This is a genomic window from Pseudomonas shirazensis (genome assembly GCF_050496565.1).
In the GTDB taxonomy this organism is placed as follows: domain Bacteria; phylum Pseudomonadota; class Gammaproteobacteria; order Pseudomonadales; family Pseudomonadaceae; genus Aquipseudomonas; species Aquipseudomonas shirazensis_A.
In genome coordinates, this window is sequence record NZ_JBNWAE010000002.1 from 87,815 (window position 1) to 107,658 (window position 19,844).

Genomic DNA, 19,844 nt, shown 5'->3' on the forward strand with positions numbered 1-19,844 from the left:
TCCCCCCGAAATGATGGACATCAACGAGATTCGCGAATACCTGCCTCACCGTTACCCGTTCCTGCTGGTGGACCGGGTCACGGAGCTGGACTTCGAGGCCCAGAGCATTCGTGCCTACAAGAATGTCAGCATCAACGAGCCGTTCTTCAATGGCCACTTCCCGGCTCACCCGATCATGCCAGGCGTGCTGATCATTGAAGCCATGGCCCAGGCAGCCGGGATTCTCGGGTTCAAGATGCTCGACGCCAAGCCGGCAGACGGCACCCTGTACTACTTCGTTGGCTCCGACAAGCTACGCTTCCGTCAGCCAGTGTTGCCAGGCGACCAGCTGGTTCTTGAAGCCAAGTTCCTCAGCCGCAAGAGCATGATCTGGAAGTTCGAGTGCCGTGCCCTGGTTGACGGCAAGCCAGTATGCTCGGCGCAGATTACCTGTGCGGAACGCTCCCTATGAATTCAATTGATCCGCGGGCTATCGTCGATCCCTCTGCCAAGCTGGCGGAAGGTGTCGAGGTGGGCCCCTGGTCGATCATTGGCCCCGATGTCGAAATCGGGGAGGGCACGGTTATCGGCCCGCACGTTGTACTCAAAGGGCCGACCCGAATCGGCAAGCACAACCGCATCTACCAGTTTTCCTCGATTGGCGAAGACACCCCTGACCTCAAGTACAAGGGTGAAGCGACGCGTCTGGTGATCGGCGACCACAATGTGATCCGCGAAGGCGTGACCATTCACCGCGGGACCGTTCAGGACCGTGCTGAAACCACTCTCGGTGACCATAACCTGATCATGGCCTATGCCCACATTGGCCACGACAGCGTGATCGGCAACAATTGCATTCTGGTCAACAACACTGCCCTGGCGGGTCATGTGCACGTTGGCGACTGGGCAATTCTGTCGGGTTACACGCTGGTCCATCAGTACTGCCATATCGGAGCTCACGCGTTCTCCGGCATGGGCACTGCGATCGGCAAGGACGTACCCGCGTTCGTTACTGTATTCGGTAGCCCAGCCGAAGCGCGCAGCATGAACTTCGAAGGCATGCGTCGACGTGGCTTCAGCGATGAAGTTATCCACGCGCTGCGCAAAGCCTACAAGCTGGTCTATCGCCAGGGCTTGACTGCTGACGAGGCTGTTGCCGAGTTGCAGGAGCTGGCCGCGTTGCACCCTGAAGTCGAGCTGTTCCGCACCTCCATCCAGAGCTCCGCTCGCGGCATTACCCGCTGATATGGGCGAGCTTTGTGTAGCGTTGGTCGCAGGTGAGGCCAGCGGCGATATCCTTGGCTCCGGTTTGATGCGCGCACTCAAGGCGCGCCATCCCGGTGTGCGCTTTATCGGTGTCGGCGGCCCGTTAATGGAAGCCGAGGGCATGCAGTCCTACTTCCCCATGGAACGCCTGGCAGTGATGGGCCTGGTTGAGGTGCTCGGGCGTCTGCGTGAGCTGCTCAAGCGGCGCAAACTGCTGATCGAGACGTTGATTGGCGAAAAGCCCGACGTGTTCATCGGCATCGACGCGCCCGACTTCACCCTCAATATCGAATTGAAACTGCGCCAGCACGGCATCAAGACCGTGCACTACGTCAGCCCGTCGGTCTGGGCCTGGCGGCAGAAGCGGGTATTGAAGATCCGCGAAGGCTGCGACCTGATGCTGACGCTGCTACCGTTCGAAGCGCGCTTCTATGAAGAGCAGGGCGTACCGGTGCGCTTTGTCGGCCATCCGCTGGCCGATACGATTCCGCTGGAGGCTGACCGTCAAGCCGCGCGTGCCGAGCTGGGTCTGCCCGCCGGGCCGCTGGTGGCATTGATGCCGGGTAGCCGCGGCGGCGAAGTCGGCCGGCTGGGTGCGCTGTTCCTGGAGGCCGCCGAGCGTTTGCAGCAGTTGATCCCGGGTGTGCGCTTTGTCTTGCCCTGCGCCAACCAGACCCGCCGTGAGCAGATCGAGCAGATGCTGGCAGGTCGCGATCTGCCGCTGACCCTGCTCGATGGCCAGTCGCATCAGGCACTGGCCGCCTGTGATGCAGTGCTGATTGCGTCGGGGACGGCTACGCTGGAAGCGATGCTGTACAAGCGGCCAATGGTTGTCGCCTATCGCCTGGCGCCGCTGACCTACTGGATTCTCAAGCGCATGGTCAAAAGCCCCTATGTGTCGCTGCCCAATCTGTTGGCCCAGCGCATGTTGGTGCCGGAACTGCTGCAGGACGCCGCCACCAGCGAGGCCCTGGCGCAGACCCTGGCACCGCTGCTTGCCGATGGCCGTCACCAGACCGACAGCTTTGATCAGATTCACCGCACCCTGCGCCGCGACGCCTCGAACCAGGCAGCGGATGCGGTGCTGGCTTTGTTGGAGCAACGCTAGATGCAACTGGGACTGGATTTCAACCTGGTCGAAGAGCTGGTCGCAGGTGTCGACGAAGTTGGCCGCGGGCCACTCTGTGGCGCGGTGGTCACGGCGGCGGTCATCCTTGATCCACGGCGGCCGATCCTCGGCTTGAACGACTCCAAGAAGCTCACCGAAGCCAAGCGCGAAGCGTTGTTCGACGAAATCTGCGAAAAAGCCCTGAGCTTTTGCATCGCGCGGGCTGAGGTTGATGAAATCGACCGGCTGAACATTCTCCATGCCACCATGCTGGCCATGCAGCGCGCCGTCGAGGGTTTGAGCATCACGCCCAAGCTGGCCTTGATCGATGGCAATCGCTGCCCGGTGCTGACCGTGCCATCCGCCCCAGTGGTGCAGGGCGACGCCAAGGTGCCTGCAATCGCTGCCGCGTCGATCCTGGCCAAGGTCACCCGTGACCGCGAGATGAGCGCCTTCGAGCTGATTTACCCCGGCTACGGCATGGGTGGTCACAAAGGCTATCCGACCCCAGTCCACCTGGAGGCGCTGGCCCGGCTTGGTCCTACCCCGATCCACCGACGCTCCTTCGCGCCGGTGCGGGTGGCCTGGGAAGCCCGCGCGGGTGTGCCTACCTCACTGATCTGATCGCCTGCGCGGGTCGCGCCGCGACCCTGCAGGCCGTCACGTGGCAGCGCAGCCGATCACATTTACGGTACAATCCCGCGCTTGTCCGCTGCTCTGCTATAGGCCCCCTACATGTCGGTTTCTTTCGTTCACCTTCGTGTGCACTCCGAATTCTCCCTGGTTGATGGCCTGGTGCGGATCAAGCCGCTGGCCAAGGCCTTGGCCGGACTGAACATGCCGGCAGTGGCGATCACCGACCAGAGCAACATGTGCTCGTTGGTGAAGTTCTACAAGAACGCGATGGGCAACGGCATCAAGCCGATTTGCGGCGCCGATTTGTGGCTGGCCGGGGCTGACCCGGAAGCGCCATTGTCGCGTATCTGCTTCCTGGCGATGAACCCCAAGGGGTATCGCAACCTCACCGAATTGATCTCCCGCGGCTGGGTCGACGGCCAGCGTAATGGTCTGGTCATCGTCCAGCGCGACTGGGTTGCCCAGGCCAGCGAAGGCCTGATCGCGTTGTCTGCCGCGCGCGAAGGGGATATCGGCATGGCCCTGCTCAGCGGTCGCAGCGCAGAGGCCGAAGCCTTGCTGCGCGACTGGCTGGGCATGTTCCCCGGGCGCTTCTACGTTGAGCTGCAGCGCACCAATCGCCCTGGCGATGAAGACTACCTGCACGCCGCTGTAGCCCTGGCTGACCGGGTTGGCGCGCCGCTGGTCGCGACCAACGATGTGCGCTTCATCAAGCAGACCGACTTTGACGCCCACGAAACCCGCGTCTGCATCGGTGAGGGCTGGACCCTCGACGACCCGCGCCGGCCGCGCCTGTACAGCGATCAGCAATACCTGAAAAGTCAGGAAGAGATGGTCGAGCTGTTCAGCGACCTGCCCGACGCCGTCGCCAACACGGTGGAAATCGCCAAGCGCTGCAACATCGAGGTGCAACTGGGCAAGCACTTCCTGCCCGACTTCCCGACGCCCAACGGCATGGGCATCGATGACTACCTGCGCCACGTGTCCCACGAGGGCCTGGAAGAGCGCCTGACGGTGATCCTGCCCAAGGACACCACCGAGGACTACGAGGCCAAGCGTCAGGTCTATCTTGATCGGCTCAAGTTCGAGCTGGATATCATCATCCAGATGGGCTTCCCCGGTTACTTCCTGATCGTTATGGACTTCATCAAGTGGGCCAAGAACAACGGCGTACCGGTCGGCCCGGGCCGGGGTTCGGGTGCCGGTTCCCTGGTCGCCTACGTGTTGAAGATCACCGACCTGGATCCGCTGGCCTACGACCTGCTGTTCGAGCGCTTCCTCAACCCTGAGCGGGTATCGATGCCCGACTTCGACGTCGACTTCTGCATGGATGGTCGCGACCGGGTCATCGAGTACGTCGCCGACGCCTACGGGCGTAACGCGGTAAGCCAGATCATCACCTTTGGCACCATGGCTGCGAAAGCGGTGGTGCGCGATGTGGCGCGGGTGCAGGGCAAGTCCTACGGGTTGGCTGATCGTCTGTCGAAGATGATCCCGTTCGAAGTCGGCATGACCCTGGAAAAGGCCTACGAGCAGGAGGAGGTGCTGCGTGACTTCCTCAAGAGCGACGAGGATGGCCGCGAGATCTGGGACATGGCCCTCAAGCTCGAGGGCGTCTGCCGCGGTACCGGCAAGCACGCAGGTGGTGTGGTTATCGCACCGACCAAGCTCACCGACTTTTCGCCGATCGCCTGTGACGAAGAGGGCGGCGGCCTGGTAACCCAGTTCGACAAGGACGACGTCGAGGCGGCGGGGCTGGTCAAGTTCGACTTCCTCGGCCTGCGCACTCTGACCATCATCAAGTGGGCGATGGAGACGATCAACCGCGAGCAGGCCAAGGAAGGCTTGCCCGATCTGAACATCGACTTCATCCCGCTGGACGACAAGAAAACCTACGAGCTGCTGCAGAAGGCCGAGACCACTGCGGTATTCCAGCTCGAGTCGCGCGGCATGAAAGAGCTGATCAAAAAGCTCAAGCCCGACTGCCTGGAAGACCTTATCGCCTTGGTGGCGTTGTTCCGCCCAGGCCCACTGCAGTCGGGCATGGTCGATGACTTCATCAACCGTAAACACGGTCGCGCCGAGCTGGCCTACCCGCACCCGGACTACCAGTACGACGGTCTGCAGCCCGTCCTGGCACCGACCTACGGCATCATCCTGTATCAGGAACAGGTGATGCAGATCGCCCAGGTCATGGCCGGCTATACCCTCGGCGGCGCTGACATGCTGCGCCGGGCCATGGGCAAGAAAAAGCCCGAAGAGATGGCCAAGCAGCGCGGCGGCTTTATCGAGGGTTGTGCCAACAACGGCATCAGTGCGGATCTGGCCGGTAACATCTTCGACCTGGTAGAAAAATTCGCCGGCTACGGCTTCAACAAGTCGCACTCGGCCGCCTACGGCCTGGTTTCGTATCAAACCGCCTGGCTCAAGACGCACTACCCGGCGCCGTTCATGGCGGCCGTACTTTCTGCGGATATGCACAACACCGACAAGGTGGTGGTGCTGATCGAAGAAGTGCGCACCATGAAACTGCGCCTGGACGCCCCGGATGTGAACGCCTCCGAGTTCAAGTTCACCGTCGACGACGACGGCCGCATCATTTATGGCCTGGGTGCGATCAAAGGTGTGGGTGAAGGGCCGGTGGAGGCCATTGTCGAGGCGCGCAGTGCCGGTGGGCCGTTCAAGGACCTGTTCGACTTCTGTGAGCGCATCGACCTCAAGCGTGTAAACAAACGCACCCTTGATGGCCTGATCCGCAGCGGTGCGCTGGATCGCCTCGGGCCGCACTTCCACGACGAGATCAAGGCCTACCAGGCCAACATCGACCGCAACCGGGCAGCGCTGATGTCGGCGCTCGAAGAGGCGGTGAAGTCGGCCGAGCAGACCGCGCGGACCGCCGATAGCGGGCACATCGACCTGTTTGGCGGGCTGTTCGTCGAAGCGGATGTCGACGTTTACGCCAACCACCGCAACGCGCGCGAACTGACGCTCAAAGAGCGCTTGAAGGGTGAAAAGGACACGCTGGGGCTGTACCTGACCGGCCACCCGATCGACGAATACGAAGGCGAAATCCGCCGCTTCGCCCGCCAGCGGATCATCGACCTGAAACCGTCGCGCGAAGTGCAGACGGTGGCCGGGATGATCATTGCCCTGCGCGTGATGAAGAACAAGAAGGGTGACAAGATGGGCTTCGTCACCCTCGATGACCGCTCCGGGCGCATCGAAGCCTCGCTGTTCGCAGACTCGTTCATGGCCGCCCAGGCACTGTTGCAGAACGATGCCATGGTCGTGGTCGAAGGCGAGGTCAGCAACGATGATTTCTCTGGCGGCCTGCGCCTGCGCGTCAAGCAGGTGATGACCATGGAGGATGCGCGCACGCGGCTGGCCGAGAGCCTGCGCCTGAAGGTCGCCCATGATGCACTCAAAGGTGACCGCCTGCGCTGGCTGGGTGAACTCATCACCCGCCACCGTGGTGGTTGCCCGATCACCCTTGAATACACCGGTAACGACGCCAAGGCCATGCTGCAGTTTGGTAATGACTGGGCGATCGACCCGGCGGACGGGCTGATTCAAGCCCTGCGTGACCAGTTCGGGCGTGAGAACGTCTTCCTGCAATACCGCTAATGCGATGAATTTTTAATCTCGACCTGAATGCGCCTGATCCTTTAAGGTAGGGCGCCAAACGGATCAACCGGCCGGCCGCCTGGCCGTAGACCCAAGACGGATGCCTATGAACCCGAATTTCCTCGATTTCGAACAGCCGATTGCCGACCTGCAAGCCAAGATTGAAGAGCTGCGTCTGGTTGGCAATGACAACTCGCTGAACATCAGCGATGAGATTGCCCGTCTGCAAGACAAGAGCAGCACCCTCACCGAAAGCATCTTCAGCAATCTGACCAGCTGGCAGATCGCACGCCTGGCCCGTCACCCGCGCCGTCCGTACACACTGGACTACCTGCAGCACATCTTCACCGAATTCGAAGAGCTGCACGGCGACCGCCACTTCTCCGACGACGCCGCCATTGTTGGCGGTACTGCGCGCCTGGATGGCAAGCCGGTGATGGTCATCGGTCATCAGAAGGGCCGTGAGGTGCGCGAGAAGGTGCGTCGCAACTTCGGCATGCCGCGTCCGGAGGGCTACCGCAAGGCCTGCCGTCTGATGGAAATGGCCGAGCGTTTCAAGATGCCGATCCTGACCTTCATCGATACCCCGGGTGCCTACCCAGGCATCGACGCCGAAGAGCGCAACCAGAGCGAGGCGATTGCCTGGAACCTGCGCGTGATGGCGCGGCTGAAAACCCCGATCATCGCCACCGTGATTGGCGAAGGTGGTTCGGGCGGTGCGCTGGCCATTGGTGTCTGTGACCAGTTGAACATGCTGCAGTACTCGACCTATGCGGTGATCTCGCCGGAAGGTTGCGCTTCGATCCTGTGGAAGACTGCCGACAAGGCTGCCGATGCAGCCGAAGCGATGGGCATCACTGCCGAGCGCCTGAAGAGCCTGAACATTGTCGACAAGGTGATCGAGGAGCCGCTGGGCGGCGCCCATCGTGATCCGGTCAAGGTCTCGGAAACCATTCGTGGCGAGCTGATTCAGCAGTTGGACATGCTCAATGGGCTGGACCATGACACGCTACTCAAGCGTCGTTATGACCGCCTGATGAGCTACGGTCTCTGATTCTGAGTTGATGCTGATGGGGTCGCTGCGCGACCCTATCGCGACACAAGGCCGCTCCTACACCAGACCGCGCTACACCGGAAAGGGTGGCGCACGTGCTTTTGTAGGAGCGGCCTTGTGTCGCGAAAGGGTCGCGCAGCGGCCCCACGATCTCCAGTGAGGCAAAGATGATCGACCTCACCCGCACACTCCACCCCTGGCAGAATGCCCCCGCCTGGCACGTCGCCCTCTCCGGCGGCCTCGACTCCAGCGTCCTCCTGCACCTGCTCGCCGACTACGCAAGCAATCACCACGCGCCCCCCCTGCGTGCCGTCCACGTCCACCACGGCCTGCAAGCCGCCGCCGACAGTTGGCCAGCCCACTGCCAATCCCTGTGCGACAAACTCGGCATCGAGCTGCAGATCATCCACGTCAAAATCGCGCCCGGCGCCAGCCTCGAGCAGGCTGCGCGCAATGCCCGCTATCGGGCCTTGGCCGATATTCTGCGCCCCGGTGAAATCCTGTTCACCGGCCAGCACCGCGACGATCAAGCTGAAACCCTGCTGTTCAGGCTATTGCGTGGCGCCGGCTTGCGTGGCCTGGCGGCAATGCCGGCAGCCAGGCCGCTTGGCCAGGGGCGGCTGGTCAGGCCATTACTGGGCCTGTCGCGGCAACAATTGCACAGCTATGCCGAGCAGTCCCAACTGCCCTGGATAGAAGATCCGAGCAATGCCGACACCCACTACGCCCGTAATTTCCTGCGCGGCGAGGTTTTGCCGCTGCTGCACCAACGCTGGCCGCAAGCCAGCCAGACCCTGGCGCGCAGTGCCGATCATCTGGGCGAGGCGCTGAGCCTGCTCAACGAACTCGCCGCTGACGATCTGGCGCTGGCAGGGCAGGGCGCTGCAAACGAGTGGCCCGGGCTGGACTCACTCGCTCTGGACTCACTCAAGGCGCTGTCGCCCGCCCGCCAGCGCAACGCATTGCAGTACTGGTTAAGCACTCGCACGCGGTTGCCGGATAGTCGCCACTGGGCTGGCTGGGAAACCTTGCGCGACGCCACTGATGACGCGCAACCCATCTGGCGCCTGGCCGACGGCCAGTTGCAACGAAGCCACGGCCGCATCTGGTGGCTCAGCGGCGATTGGCTGGCCGCCCCGTCAGGCGAGCATGCCTGGCCGGATCATGGCCGGCCGCTAGAGTTACCGGGCAACGGCCGCGTACGCCTGTGCGGTACGTTGCCGCAGGCAGCGCTGCGTATTGCCTATCGTCAGGGCGGTGAACGGCTGTCGCTGCCGGACCGCGGCCACCGCGATCTCAAGCGCTTGCTCAACGAACATCAGGTGCCACACTTCATTCGGCCAAGGCTGCCGCTGCTGTGGCAGGGCGAGCACCTGCTGGCGGTGGCCAACCTGCCGCAACTGGCCCAAGGCGACTGTACCCTGGACTGGCAAATGCCGAGCAACGCGCAAGGTTTGAGCTGAGGATTAGATTCCGGTAGACTACCCTCCCTTCTTGATACAACTTCTGTGGCTTCATCGAAAACACAGCAGTTGCCGATTACCAAGCAGTTTTTTGCTGGGCTGATTTCCTAAAATGACGAGCGAGCTCCATGCCGGGTATGCACCTGGTCTGTACAGACGCGGCAGTTTTTCGAGATGCACTGTGATTGACGCAGGTGATCGGGGGCTTCGGCCTTCCTTCGCTTTCTCCGGCGGCGCTAGCCGCTTTAACGCAGACTTCTAGGGTTTTTCATGACGCGCTACATATTCGTCACGGGCGGTGTTGTTTCTTCATTGGGGAAAGGCATTGCCTCGGCTTCCCTGGCGGCCATCCTGGAAGCGCGGGGGCTTAAGGTCACCATGCTCAAACTGGATCCGTACATCAACGTCGATCCAGGCACCATGAGCCCGTTCCAGCATGGTGAGGTGTTCGTCACCCACGACGGCGCCGAGACCGACCTTGACCTGGGCCACTACGAGCGGTTCATCCGCACCACGATGACCCAGAACAACAACTTCACCACTGGCCGTGTCTACGAGCACGTGCTGCGCAAAGAGCGCCGTGGTGATTACCTGGGCGCGACCATTCAGGTCATCCCGCACATCACCGACGAAATCAAGCGTCGCATCATCAAGGGTGCCGGCGACGCCGACGTGGCCCTGGTCGAAATCGGCGGCACGGTCGGCGATATCGAGTCGCAACCGTTCCTCGAGGCGATCCGCCAGTTGCGCTTCGAAGTCGGCGCCAAGCGCGCGATGCTGATGCACCTGACCTTGGTTCCGTACATCGCCACCGCTGGCGAGACCAAGACCAAGCCTACTCAGCACTCGGTCAAGGAACTGCGCTCGATCGGCCTGCAGCCTGACGTGCTGGTGTGCCGTTCCGATCACCCGATCGACAACTCGTCGCGCCGCAAGATCGCCCAGTTCACCAACGTTGAAGAACGTGCGGTGATCGCGTTGGAAGACGCCGACACCATCTACAAGATCCCGGGCATCCTGCATGCACAGGGTCTGGACGACTTCGTCACTGAGCGCTTTGGCCTGCAGTGCGACAGCGCTGACCTGTCCGAGTGGGACAAGGTGGTCGATGCCAAGCTCAACCCTGAGCATGAAGTCACCATTGCCATGGTCGGCAAGTACATGGAGCTGCTGGATGCGTACAAGTCGCTGATCGAAGCGATGAGCCACGCCGGGATCCAGAACCGCACCAAGGTCAACCTGCGTTACATCGACTCCGAAGACATCGAGAACCAGGGCACCAGCCTGCTCGAAGGTGCTGATGCCATTCTGGTCCCAGGCGGCTTCGGTCTGCGCGGTGTCGAAGGCAAGATCAAGGCGGTCCAGTTCGCTCGCGAGAACAAGGTGCCGTACCTGGGTATCTGCCTGGGCATGCAGGTTGCCGTGATCGAGTTCGCCCGTAACGTAATGGGCTGGGCTGACGCCAACTCCACCGAGTTCGACCGCAACAGCGAGCACCCGGTGGTGGGTCTGATCACCGAGTGGGCCGACAACACCGGTTCCGTCGAAACCCGTACCGAAGCCTCCGATCTGGGCGGCACCATGCGTCTGGGCGCCCAGGAGTGCCAGCTGATCGGCAACTCCAAGGTCCACGATTGCTATGGCAAGGACGTGATCGTCGAGCGTCACCGCCACCGCTACGAGGTCAACAACAACCTGCTGCCGCAGATGATTGAAGCTGGCCTGCAGATTTCCGGGCGTTCCGGTGACGGCGCGTTGGTCGAAGTAGTCGAGTCGAAGGACCATCCGTGGTTTGTCGCTTGCCAGTTCCACCCTGAGTTTACTTCCACCCCGCGTGACGGTCATCCGCTGTTCAGCGGCTTCGTCAAGGCTGCACTGGTCCAGAAGAACAAGGCCTGATCCATGACCCAGAAAATCATTCGCGTCGGTAACATCGAAATCGCCAACGACAAGCCGTTCGTTCTGTTCGGTGGCATGAACGTGCTGGAATCGCGTGATCTGGCCATGAAGGTCTGCGAAGAGTACGTACGGGTCACCGAAAAGCTCGGTATCCCCTACGTGTTCAAGGCCAGTTTCGACAAGGCCAACCGCTCTTCGGTCAGCTCCTACCGCGGTCCGGGCATGGAAGCAGGGCTGAAGATCTTCGAAGAGATCAAACAGACCTTCAACGTGCCGGTCATCACCGACGTGCACGAGCCGTATCAGGCTGCACCGGTTGCCGAAGTCTGCGACATCATCCAGTTGCCGGCCTTCCTCTCGCGTCAGACTGATCTGGTCGTGGCGATGGCCAAGACCGGCGCCGTGATCAACATCAAGAAAGCCCAGTTCCTTGCACCTCAGGAAATGAAACACATCCTGGCCAAGTGCGTCGAGGCGGGTAACGATCAGTTGATCCTGTGCGAGCGTGGCTCGAGCTTCGGCTACAACAATCTGGTTGTGGACATGCTCGGCTTTGGCCTGATGAAGCAGTTCGAGTACCCGGTGTTCTTCGACGTGACCCATGCGCTGCAGATGCCGGGCGGTCGTTCCGACTCTGCCGGCGGCCGCCGCGGCCAGGTCACCGACCTGGCCAAGGCTGGCATGAGCCAGGGTCTGGCCGGGTTGTTCCTGGAAGCACACCCGGACCCGGACAACGCCAAATGCGATGGTCCATGCGCGCTGCGCCTGGACAAACTAGAGCCATTCCTGGCCCAGCTCAAGCAATTGGACGACCTGGTGAAAAGTTTTCCGACGGTAGAAACCGCGTAACACTCATTTCTCGGGTAAAGTACCGCCCGTTCTACCCCTGACCCTCGGGTCAGGGGCTCCCCTTCGCCAGGTCTGCCCTCTGCATATTCGCCTGGTGAAAGGCTCGAATTCCCTAAGCTGCGTTGTTTTCGTCAATTCTGGAGTGCTTACAACAATGGCAAAGATCGTCGACATCAAAGGTCGTGAAGTTCTCGATTCGCGTGGCAACCCCACCGTGGAAGCCGATGTACTGCTCGACAACGGCATCATCGGCAGCGCGTGCGCGCCGTCCGGTGCTTCCACCGGCTCGCGCGAAGCGCTGGAGCTGCGTGATGGCGACAAGAGCCGTTACATGGGCAAGGGCGTGCTCAAAGCCGTTGCCAACATCAACGGCCCGATCCGCGACCTGCTGCTGGGCAAGGACCCGGTTGACCAGAAGGCTCTCGACCGCGCCATGATCGAACTGGACGGTACCGAGAACAAGGCCAAGCTGGGCGCCAACGCCATCCTCGCCGTGTCGCTGGCAGCTGCCAAAGCCGCCGCACAGGACCAGGACCTGCCGCTGTACGCGCACATTGCCAACCTCAACGGCACTCCAGGCCAGTACTCGATGCCGGTTCCGATGATGAACATCATCAACGGCGGCGAGCACGCCGACAACAACGTCGACATTCAAGAGTTCATGGTTCAGCCGGTTGGCGCCAAGACCTTCTCCGACGGCCTGCGCATGGGCACCGAAATCTTCCATCACCTCAAAGCAGTGCTCAAGGCCCGTGGCCTGAACACCGCCGTTGGTGACGAAGGTGGTTTCGCGCCAAACCTGGCCTCCAACGAAGACGCTCTGGCAGCCATTGCCGAAGCCGTTGCCAACGCTGGCTACAAGCTGGGCACCGATGTCACCCTGGCCCTCGACTGCGCTGCCAGCGAATTCTATGAAGACGGCAAGTACAACTTGTCGGGTGAAGGCAAGTCGTTCGACTCCGAAGGCTTTGCCGAGTACCTCAAAGGCCTGACCGAGCGCTTCCCGATCATCTCCATCGAAGACGGTCTGGACGAGTCCGACTGGGCTGGTTGGAAGATCCTCACCGACAAGATCGGCGAGAAGATCCAGCTGGTTGGCGACGACCTGTTCGTCACCAACACCAAGATTCTCAAGGAAGGTATCGACAAGAGCATCGGTAACTCGATCCTGATCAAGTTCAACCAGATCGGCTCGCTGACCGAAACCCTCGAAGCCATCCAGATGGCCAAGGCTGCCGGCTACACCGCAGTGATTTCGCACCGCTCCGGTGAAACTGAAGATTCGACCATCGCTGACCTGGCTGTCGGCACTGCCGCTGGCCAGATCAAGACCGGCTCGCTGTGCCGTTCCGACCGCGTTTCCAAGTACAACCAGCTGCTGCGCATCGAAGAGCAACTGGGCGCCAAGGCGGTGTACCGTGGTCGCGATGAGTTTCGCGGCTAAGCAAGAGATGGTAAAAAGGCAGCTGCCGTGGCTGTCTGAGCGTTCTTACTGAGCTTTCAGACACCTCTTACGGGTTTCTGTCGACGAAGCCTGGCCTCGGCCAGGCTTCGTGCTATCGGAAGCCCCGCAGCGGCGGCCTTTCAATCCTGGATACTTTGATGCGCAGTCCTTATTGGTTGTTTCTCATCTTGCTCCTGTTGCTGGGTGGCCTGCAGTACCGCCTCTGGGTGGGCAGTGGCAGCCTGGCGCAAGTGACCGAGCTCAAGCAGCAGATCGACGAACAGCACGCCGAAAACGAACGGCTGCTGGAGCGTAATCGCGTGCTCGACGCAGAAGTCATGGAGTTGAAGAAAGGTATGGAGACCGTCGAGGAACGGGCCCGCCACGAATTGGGCATGGTCAAAGAGGGCGAGACCCTCTTCCAGTTGCCACAGAAATGACCTCACAACTGCCGGCCTTCTGGGCCGTGATCCCCGCTGCCGGGGTCGGTGCGCGAATGGCTGCCGACCGTCCCAAGCAGTATTTGCAGCTCGGCGGGCAGACGATTATCGAGCACAGCCTCGACTGTTTTCTTGGCCATCCCTCGCTTAAAGGGGTGGTGGTCAGCATTGCTGCTGACGATCCGTACTGGCCAGGCCTGGCCTGTGCCAACGATGCGCGTATCCAGCGTGCTGCCGGCGGGCGCGAGCGGGCTGACTCGGTGCTCAATGCCTTGTTGTTGCTGCACGCTCAAGGCGCGGCAGATGGCGACTGGGTGCTGGTACACGACGCCGCCCGGCCGAACCTGGCCCGCAGTGACCTCGACCGGTTGCTGGCGGAACTGGCTGACGATGCGGTGGGCGGCTTGCTTGCAGTGCCGGCCCGCGACACCCTCAAGCGTGCCGACAGCAATGGCCGGGTCAGCGCCACGGTCGACCGCAGCACCATCTGGCAAGCCTTCACCCCGCAGATGTTCCGCCTCGGTGCCCTGCACCGGGCACTGGCCGAATGCCTTGTGTCTGATGTGACGGTGACCGACGAGGCGTCGGCGATGGAGTGGTCTGGCCTGGCCCCGCGCCTGGTGGAAGGGCGCAGCGACAACATCAAGGTTACCCGCCCCGAAGATCTGGAGTGGTTACGCCAGCGTTGGTCGACACGCGGCTGACACCTCAGGCACTGCCTGCATATTCCGGCAACTGTCCAAGTTCCGCCTTCAAGTAATCCACCAGCCTTCTGACCTTGGGCGAGAGGTGCCGTTGCTGCGGATACAGCGCCCACACTGCGGTGTTGGGCGGCTGGTGCGCTTCGAGCAGCGAGACCAATGCGCCGCTACGCAGGTGCTCCTGCACGTAGTAGTCCGGCAATTGACACAAACCAACCCCTTGCAGCGCAGCGTCCAGCACGGCCTGGCCACTGTTGCAGCGCCAGTTACCCTGCACCCGCTGGCTGAGTTCACGGCCCTCCTGCTTCAAGGTCCAGACATCGCTGCTGCCAATCAGGCAGTTGTGCCGGGCAAGCTCCGACAGACTGTGCGGCCGGCCGTAACGCTCCAGATAAGCCGGTGAGGCGCACAGGTACATCTGTCGCGGTGCCAGGCGGGTGGCGACCAGGCGTGAGTCCTGCAGGCGGCCCAGGCGGATCGCCAGGTCCATGCCCTCGTGGAGCAGATCCAGGGTGCGATTGCTCAACTCGACCTCGACCCGCAGTTGCGGATACTGGGTCATGAAGCGCGTCACCAGTGGCACTATGAAACGCTCGCCGTAGGCCACGGCGCAGGTCATGCGCAACAGCCCCTTGGGCTCGCTGGCAAGATCGCCCATCGCCCGCAAGGCTTCCTCGTGGCCATCCTGCAAACGCTGGCAGTGCTGCAGGAAAGTCTGCCCAGCCTCACTCAGGGTTACCCGGCGGGTGCTGCGGTAGAGCAGGCGCGTCTGCAAGCGTTCTTCGAGGCGAGCGATCTGGCGGCTGACATGCGAGGACGAAACGCCGAGGCGTTCCGCCGCTGCGGTGAACTGGCCAAGCTCGGCCACGGCCACGAATTCATCGATGCCTTCCCAGCGATTGATCATTGATTATCCCTGCACAGCAATAATGTTTTGTCTTGCTCAGGATTATTAATCAAAGGGTGCTGAATTACACTGGATGGATTGTCCACCACTCGCTGGAGATCCTGATGATCAAGTCCCGTGCCGCCGTAGCCTTCGAAGCCAACAAACCGCTGGAAATCGTAGAAGTAGATGTGGCCATGCCCAAGGCCGGCGAAGTGCTGGTGCGCATCGTTGCCAGCGGTGTCTGCCATACCGACGCCTACACCCTGTCGGGCGCTGACCCGGAAGGTATCTTCCCGTCAATTCTCGGCCATGAAGGTGGCGGTATTGTCGAGGCAGTAGGCGAGGGCGTGACCTCGGTTGCCGTGGGCGATCATGTGATCCCGCTGTACACCCCAGAGTGCGGCCAGTGCAAGTTCTGCCGTTCGGGCAAGACCAACCTGTGCCAGGCGATCCGGGCAACACAGGGCAAAGGTCTGATGCCTGATGGCACTACGCGCTTCTCCTACAAGGGCCAGCAACTGTTCCACTACATGGGTACCTCGACGTTCTCCGAGTACACCGTGTTGCCGGAAATCTCCGTGGCCAAGATCCAGAAAGAAGCGCCATTGGAAAAAGTCTGCCTGCTCGGCTGTGGCGTGACCACCGGTATCGGCGCCGTGCTAAACACCGCCAAAGTCAAGGAAGGCGATACCGTTGCCATCTTCGGCTTGGGTGGTATCGGCCTGTCGGCGGTCATCGGTGCAGCCAAGGCCAAGGCGGGTCGTATCATTGCGATTGATATCAACCCGAGCAAATTCGAAATTGCCCGCCAGTTGGGTGCCACCGACTGCATCAATCCAAAAGACTACGACCGTCCAATCCAGGAAGTCATCGTCGACCTCACCGACGGCGGCGTGGATTTCTCGTTCGAATGCATCGGCAACGTACAACTGATGCGTGCGGCGCTGGAATGCTGCCACAAGGGTTGGGGCGAGTCGGTGATCATCGGCGTAGCCGGTGCCGGCCAGGAAATCGCCACCCGTCCGTTCCAGTTGGTGACTGGTCGCGTCTGGCGCGGGTCGGCGTTCGGTGGCGTGCGTGGCCGCAGCGAACTGCCAAGCTACGTCGAGATGTCGCAGCAGGGCGAGATCCCGCTGGATACCTTCATCACCCACACCATGGGCTTGGAAGACATCAACAAAGCCTTCGACCTGATGCACGAAGGTAAAAGCATCCGCAGTGTGATCCACTTCTGAGGTCAGCCATGAGCCTGGAAAACATCTCCTGCCAGAAAAGCTTCGGCGGCTGGCACAAGCGTTACCGGCATCAGTCCAAGGTGCTCGGCTGCGACATGGTGTTTGCCGTGTACCTGCCGCCGCAGGCCGAACAGGGTGCCAAGCTGCCGGTGCTGTACTGGCTGAGCGGCCTGACCTGCAACGACGAGAACTTCATGCAAAAGGCCGGCGCCCAGCGCCTGGCTGCCGAGCTGGGGCTGATCATCGTCGCACCCGACACCAGCCCGCGTGGCGAGCAGGTGCCGGGGGATCCCGATGGCGCCTGGGATTTCGGCCTCGGTGCAGGCTTCTACCTGAATGCCACTCAGCAGCCCTGGGCGCAGCATTACCGCATGCATGATTACGTGGTCGAGGAGCTGCCCGCGCTGGTCGAGGCGCACTTCCCGGCGTCGGATCAGCGCAGCATCAGCGGCCATTCCATGGGCGGCCACGGTGCGCTGGTGTGCGCCCTGCGCAACCCTGGCCGCTATCAGTCGGTGTCGGCGTTTTCGCCGATCTGCAACCCGATGGACTGCCCGTGGGGCGAGAAGGCGTTCTCCCGTTACCTGGGCGAAGACCGCGCACGCTGGCGTGAGTGGGATGCCAGCGTGCTGTTGGCCGAAACCCCGGCCGGGCAATGTCCGGCGCTGCTGATCGAGCAGGGTGATCGGGATGATTTCCTCGCCACCCAGCTCAAACCCGAGGCGCTCGAACAGGCCGCCCGCAAGGCTGGCCATACGCTGACCTTGCGCCTCCAGCCTGGTTACGATCACAGCTACTACTTCATCGCCAGCTTCATCGATGACCACCTGCGCCACCACGCCGCTGCGCTGGGCCGCCTGTAACTGTGGTCAGGGCCGCACTGCGGCCCAACAACTGCGCCCAAGCCTGTGCAAAGCAGGTAGAATCCCGCCCTGACTTTATCAGGGCGTTTTTCTATGCGTATTGGCCATGGCTACGATGTGCACCGGTTTACCGACGGTGATTTCATTACCTTGGGTGGGGTGCAGATTCCTCACAAATACGGCCTGCTGGCCCATTCCGATGGCGACGTGGTGCTGCATGCACTGAGCGACGCCTTGCTCGGCGCCGCTGCGCTGGGTGACATCGGCAAGCATTTCCCGGATACCGACCCGCAGTTCAAGGGCGCCGACAGCCGTGTGCTGTTGCGTCACGTGCTGGCCGTGGTCCAGGCCAAAGGCTGGAAGGTCGGCAACGTCGACGCCACCATTGTTGCCCAGGCGCCGAAAATGGCCCCGCATATCGAAACCATGCGCCAGTTGATCGCTGCCGACCTGCAGGTCGAGCTCGACCAGGTCAACGTCAAGGCCACCACCACCGAGAAGCTCGGTTTCACTGGCCGTGAGGAAGGGATTGCCGTGCATGCGGTAGCCCTGTTGCTGGCGCTATGACCGAATTGGAACTGCTTGGGCCACGCGCTTCGGGTGAAGCACTGGGCAGCGCTGTGCTCAAGGCAGTCGCGGAAGACTTCCAAGTCGATGAAGTGCTCGACATTCCGCTGACCGGGCAGGGTGAGCACCTGTGGCTGTGGGTCGAGAAACGCGACCTCAACACCGAAGAAGCCGCCCGCCGCTTGGCCCGCGCTGCCGGTGTGCCGCTGCGCGCGATCAGCTACGCAGGCCTCAAGGACCGTCAGGCGTTGACCCGGCAGTGGTTCAGCCTGCATCTGCCGGGCAAGGCCGACCCTGACCTGAGCCGCGCCGAAGACGATACCCTGCGCATCCTCAAGCGCGACCGGCACCTGCGCAAACTGCAGCGCGGCGCGCATTCGGCCAACGGTTTCACGCTGCGCCTGACAGCGTTGACGGCTGACCATGCCGCGCTGGATGCGCGCTTGCAGCAGCTCAAGGCGCAGGGCGTGCCCAACTACTTTGGAAGCCAGCGCTTCGGCCATGGCGGTGGCAATGTCCACGATGCACAGAGCTGGGCCGAGCGAGCGGCGCTGCCCGAGCAGCGCAATGTGCGTTCGCGGCTGCTCTCGGCCGGACGCAGCTACCTGTTCAACCAGGTGCTGGCAGCGCGGGTTGCCGACGGCAGCTGGCAGCGGGCGCAGGTGGGCGACCTGCTGGCGTTCACCGACAGCCGCAGCTTCTTCCCGGCGGGCGAGGCCGAGTGCGCCGATCCGCGTCTGGCCATTCTCGATCTGCACCCGACCGGTCCGCTGTGGGGGGAGGGGCCTACGCCAACCACCGGTGCCACCGCCGAACTGGAAACCGCTGTTGGCGAACGACATGCTGCATTGGGACATTGGCTGGCGCGGGCGGGCATGAGTCACGAACGGCGCATCCTGCGGCTCCCTATTGGCGGCCTGACGTGGCATTATCCCGAGCCTGATATCCTGCAACTGGAATTCGTCCTGCCGGCCGGATGCTTCGCCACCGTGGTGGTGCGCGAGCTAGTCGATCTGGTGCCGGTAGGGCAGACGGACAGCCCATGCGTATTCTGATTTCCAACGACGACGGTGTGACCGCCCCGGGCCTCGCCGCGCTGCATGCAGCGCTGGCGGACTATGCCGAGTGCGTGGTGATCGCCCCGGACCAAGACAAGAGCGGCGCCGGCAGTTCGCTGACGCTGGACCGGCCACTGCATCCGCAGGTTCTGGCCAATGGCTTTATCAGCCTCAATGGCACGCCCACCGACTGTGTCCACCTGGGGCTCAACGGCCTGTTGCCGCAAACGCCGGAAATGGTCGTCTCGGGGATCAACCTGGGCGCCAACCTGGGCGATGACGTGCTGTATTCCGGCACCGTCGCCGCTGCGCTGGAAGGGCGTTTTCTCGGTGGCACCTCGCTGGCGTTCTCGCTGGTGTCGCGCCAGCCCGACAACTTGCCCGCTGCCGCCCATATTGCCCGGCGCCTGGTCGAGGCGCAGTCGCGCCTGCAGTTGCCGCCGCGCACCGTGCTCAACATCAACATCCCCAACCTGCCGCTGGAGCATATCCGCGGTATTCAGGTCACTCGTCTGGGCCACCGTGCACGTGCGGCGGCGCCGACCAAGGTGGTCAACCCGCGCGGCAAGGAAGGTTACTGGATCGCCGTGGCAGGGGACGCCGAGGATGGCGGCCCGGGTACCGACTTCCATGCCGTGATGCAGGGCTATGTGTCGATCACCCCGCTGCAGCTCGACCGTACCTTCAACGATGCCTTCGACCAGCTCAGCGGCTGGCTGGAGGGCGTGCTCTGATGCGCGAACAGGACGATCTGCAACGCCGCGGGATT

18 protein-coding genes are annotated in these 19,844 nt (G+C 62.2%); 17 read left to right on the plus strand and 1 reads right to left on the minus strand.

The annotated features are described in order from the left end of the window. Positions 1 to 10: 10 nt before the first annotated feature. The 12 genes from fabZ to ispD all read left to right on the plus strand — a co-directional run bounded on the left by fabZ (position 11) and on the right by ispD (position 14,466). Positions 11 to 451: a 3-hydroxyacyl-ACP dehydratase FabZ gene (gene fabZ / locus ACQZ2L_RS04335; protein ID WP_101317259.1), complete on the plus strand. Its 441-nt coding sequence runs from the start codon at positions 11 to 13 to the stop codon at positions 449 to 451. Then, entirely contained in the window at positions 448 to 1,224 is a 777-nt protein-coding gene (gene lpxA, locus ACQZ2L_RS04340) for an acyl-ACP--UDP-N-acetylglucosamine O-acyltransferase (protein WP_430324812.1), read from the plus strand. The genes fabZ and lpxA overlap by 4 nt, the downstream gene beginning before the upstream one ends. Position 1,225: 1 nt before the next feature. Then, complete coding sequence (gene lpxB / locus ACQZ2L_RS04345; protein WP_430324813.1) at positions 1,226 to 2,353, plus strand: lipid-A-disaccharide synthase; 1,128 nt, start codon at positions 1,226 to 1,228, stop codon at positions 2,351 to 2,353. Next, entirely contained in the window at positions 2,354 to 2,977 is a 624-nt protein-coding gene (gene rnhB, locus ACQZ2L_RS04350) for a ribonuclease HII (protein ID WP_430324814.1), read from the plus strand. A 111-nt stretch (positions 2,978 to 3,088) separates the two neighbouring features. Next, a complete protein-coding gene (gene dnaE, locus ACQZ2L_RS04355; protein WP_430324815.1) occupies positions 3,089 to 6,613 on the plus strand; it encodes a DNA polymerase III subunit alpha in 3,525 nt (1,174 codons plus the stop codon). Positions 6,614 to 6,719: 106 nt separating this feature from the next. Then, a complete protein-coding gene (locus ACQZ2L_RS04360; protein WP_430324816.1) occupies positions 6,720 to 7,667 on the plus strand; it encodes an acetyl-CoA carboxylase carboxyltransferase subunit alpha in 948 nt (315 codons plus the stop codon). A 167-nt stretch (positions 7,668 to 7,834) separates the two neighbouring features. Further along, the gene (gene tilS, locus ACQZ2L_RS04365) at positions 7,835 to 9,130 is read left to right on the plus strand and encodes a tRNA lysidine(34) synthetase TilS (RefSeq protein WP_430324817.1); all 1,296 of its coding nucleotides are present in this window, start codon (positions 7,835 to 7,837) and stop codon (positions 9,128 to 9,130) included. A 270-nt stretch (positions 9,131 to 9,400) separates the two neighbouring features. Further along, a complete protein-coding gene (locus tag ACQZ2L_RS04370; protein WP_101317274.1) occupies positions 9,401 to 11,029 on the plus strand; it encodes a CTP synthase in 1,629 nt (542 codons plus the stop codon). Between the two features lie 3 nt (positions 11,030 to 11,032). Next, a complete protein-coding gene (gene kdsA, locus ACQZ2L_RS04375; RefSeq protein WP_101317276.1) occupies positions 11,033 to 11,878 on the plus strand; it encodes a 3-deoxy-8-phosphooctulonate synthase in 846 nt (281 codons plus the stop codon). A gap of 154 nt (positions 11,879 to 12,032) precedes the next feature. After that, positions 12,033 to 13,322 carry a phosphopyruvate hydratase gene (gene eno, locus ACQZ2L_RS04380; RefSeq protein WP_101317278.1) on the plus strand — a complete coding sequence of 430 codons (1,290 nt, stop codon included), beginning with the start codon at positions 12,033 to 12,035 and terminating at the stop codon, positions 13,320 to 13,322. A gap of 158 nt (positions 13,323 to 13,480) precedes the next feature. Continuing rightward, positions 13,481 to 13,762 (plus strand): cell division protein FtsB, encoded by a 282-nt coding sequence (gene ftsB / locus ACQZ2L_RS04385; RefSeq protein ID WP_101317280.1) that lies wholly within the window; start codon positions 13,481 to 13,483, stop codon positions 13,760 to 13,762. Continuing rightward, positions 13,759 to 14,466: a 2-C-methyl-D-erythritol 4-phosphate cytidylyltransferase gene (ispD, locus tag ACQZ2L_RS04390; protein ID WP_430324818.1), complete on the plus strand. Its 708-nt coding sequence runs from the start codon at positions 13,759 to 13,761 to the stop codon at positions 14,464 to 14,466. Before ftsB ends, ispD begins: the two co-directional genes overlap by 4 nt. A gap of 4 nt (positions 14,467 to 14,470) precedes the next feature. Here the strand turns inward: ispD and ACQZ2L_RS04395 are convergent, their stop codons facing one another. After that, positions 14,471 to 15,367 carry a LysR substrate-binding domain-containing protein gene (locus ACQZ2L_RS04395; protein ID WP_430325154.1) on the minus strand — a complete coding sequence of 299 codons (897 nt, stop codon included), beginning with the start codon at positions 15,365 to 15,367 and terminating at the stop codon, positions 14,471 to 14,473. 107 nt (positions 15,368 to 15,474) lie between these two features. On the opposite strand from ACQZ2L_RS04395, the gene ACQZ2L_RS04400 reads away from it, so the two are divergent. The 5 genes from ACQZ2L_RS04400 to surE all read left to right on the plus strand — a co-directional run bounded on the left by ACQZ2L_RS04400 (position 15,475) and on the right by surE (position 19,809). Next, positions 15,475 to 16,587, plus strand: a complete 1,113-nt coding sequence (locus ACQZ2L_RS04400; protein ID WP_430324819.1) for an S-(hydroxymethyl)glutathione dehydrogenase/class III alcohol dehydrogenase — start codon at positions 15,475 to 15,477, stop codon at positions 16,585 to 16,587. 8 nt (positions 16,588 to 16,595) lie between these two features. Further along, a complete protein-coding gene (gene fghA / locus ACQZ2L_RS04405; protein ID WP_430324820.1) occupies positions 16,596 to 17,450 on the plus strand; it encodes an S-formylglutathione hydrolase in 855 nt (284 codons plus the stop codon). 93 nt (positions 17,451 to 17,543) lie between these two features. After that, positions 17,544 to 18,017, plus strand: coding sequence for a 2-C-methyl-D-erythritol 2,4-cyclodiphosphate synthase (gene ispF / locus ACQZ2L_RS04410; RefSeq protein ID WP_101317291.1), 474 nt, complete (start codon positions 17,544 to 17,546; stop codon positions 18,015 to 18,017). Continuing rightward, positions 18,014 to 19,072 (plus strand): tRNA pseudouridine(13) synthase TruD, encoded by a 1,059-nt coding sequence (gene truD / locus ACQZ2L_RS04415; protein ID WP_430324821.1) that lies wholly within the window; start codon positions 18,014 to 18,016, stop codon positions 19,070 to 19,072. The genes ispF and truD overlap by 4 nt, the downstream gene beginning before the upstream one ends. Next, positions 19,060 to 19,809, plus strand: coding sequence for a 5'/3'-nucleotidase SurE (gene surE, locus ACQZ2L_RS04420; protein ID WP_430324822.1), 750 nt, complete (start codon positions 19,060 to 19,062; stop codon positions 19,807 to 19,809). Before truD ends, surE begins: the two co-directional genes overlap by 13 nt. Positions 19,810 to 19,844: the final 35 nt, after the last annotated feature.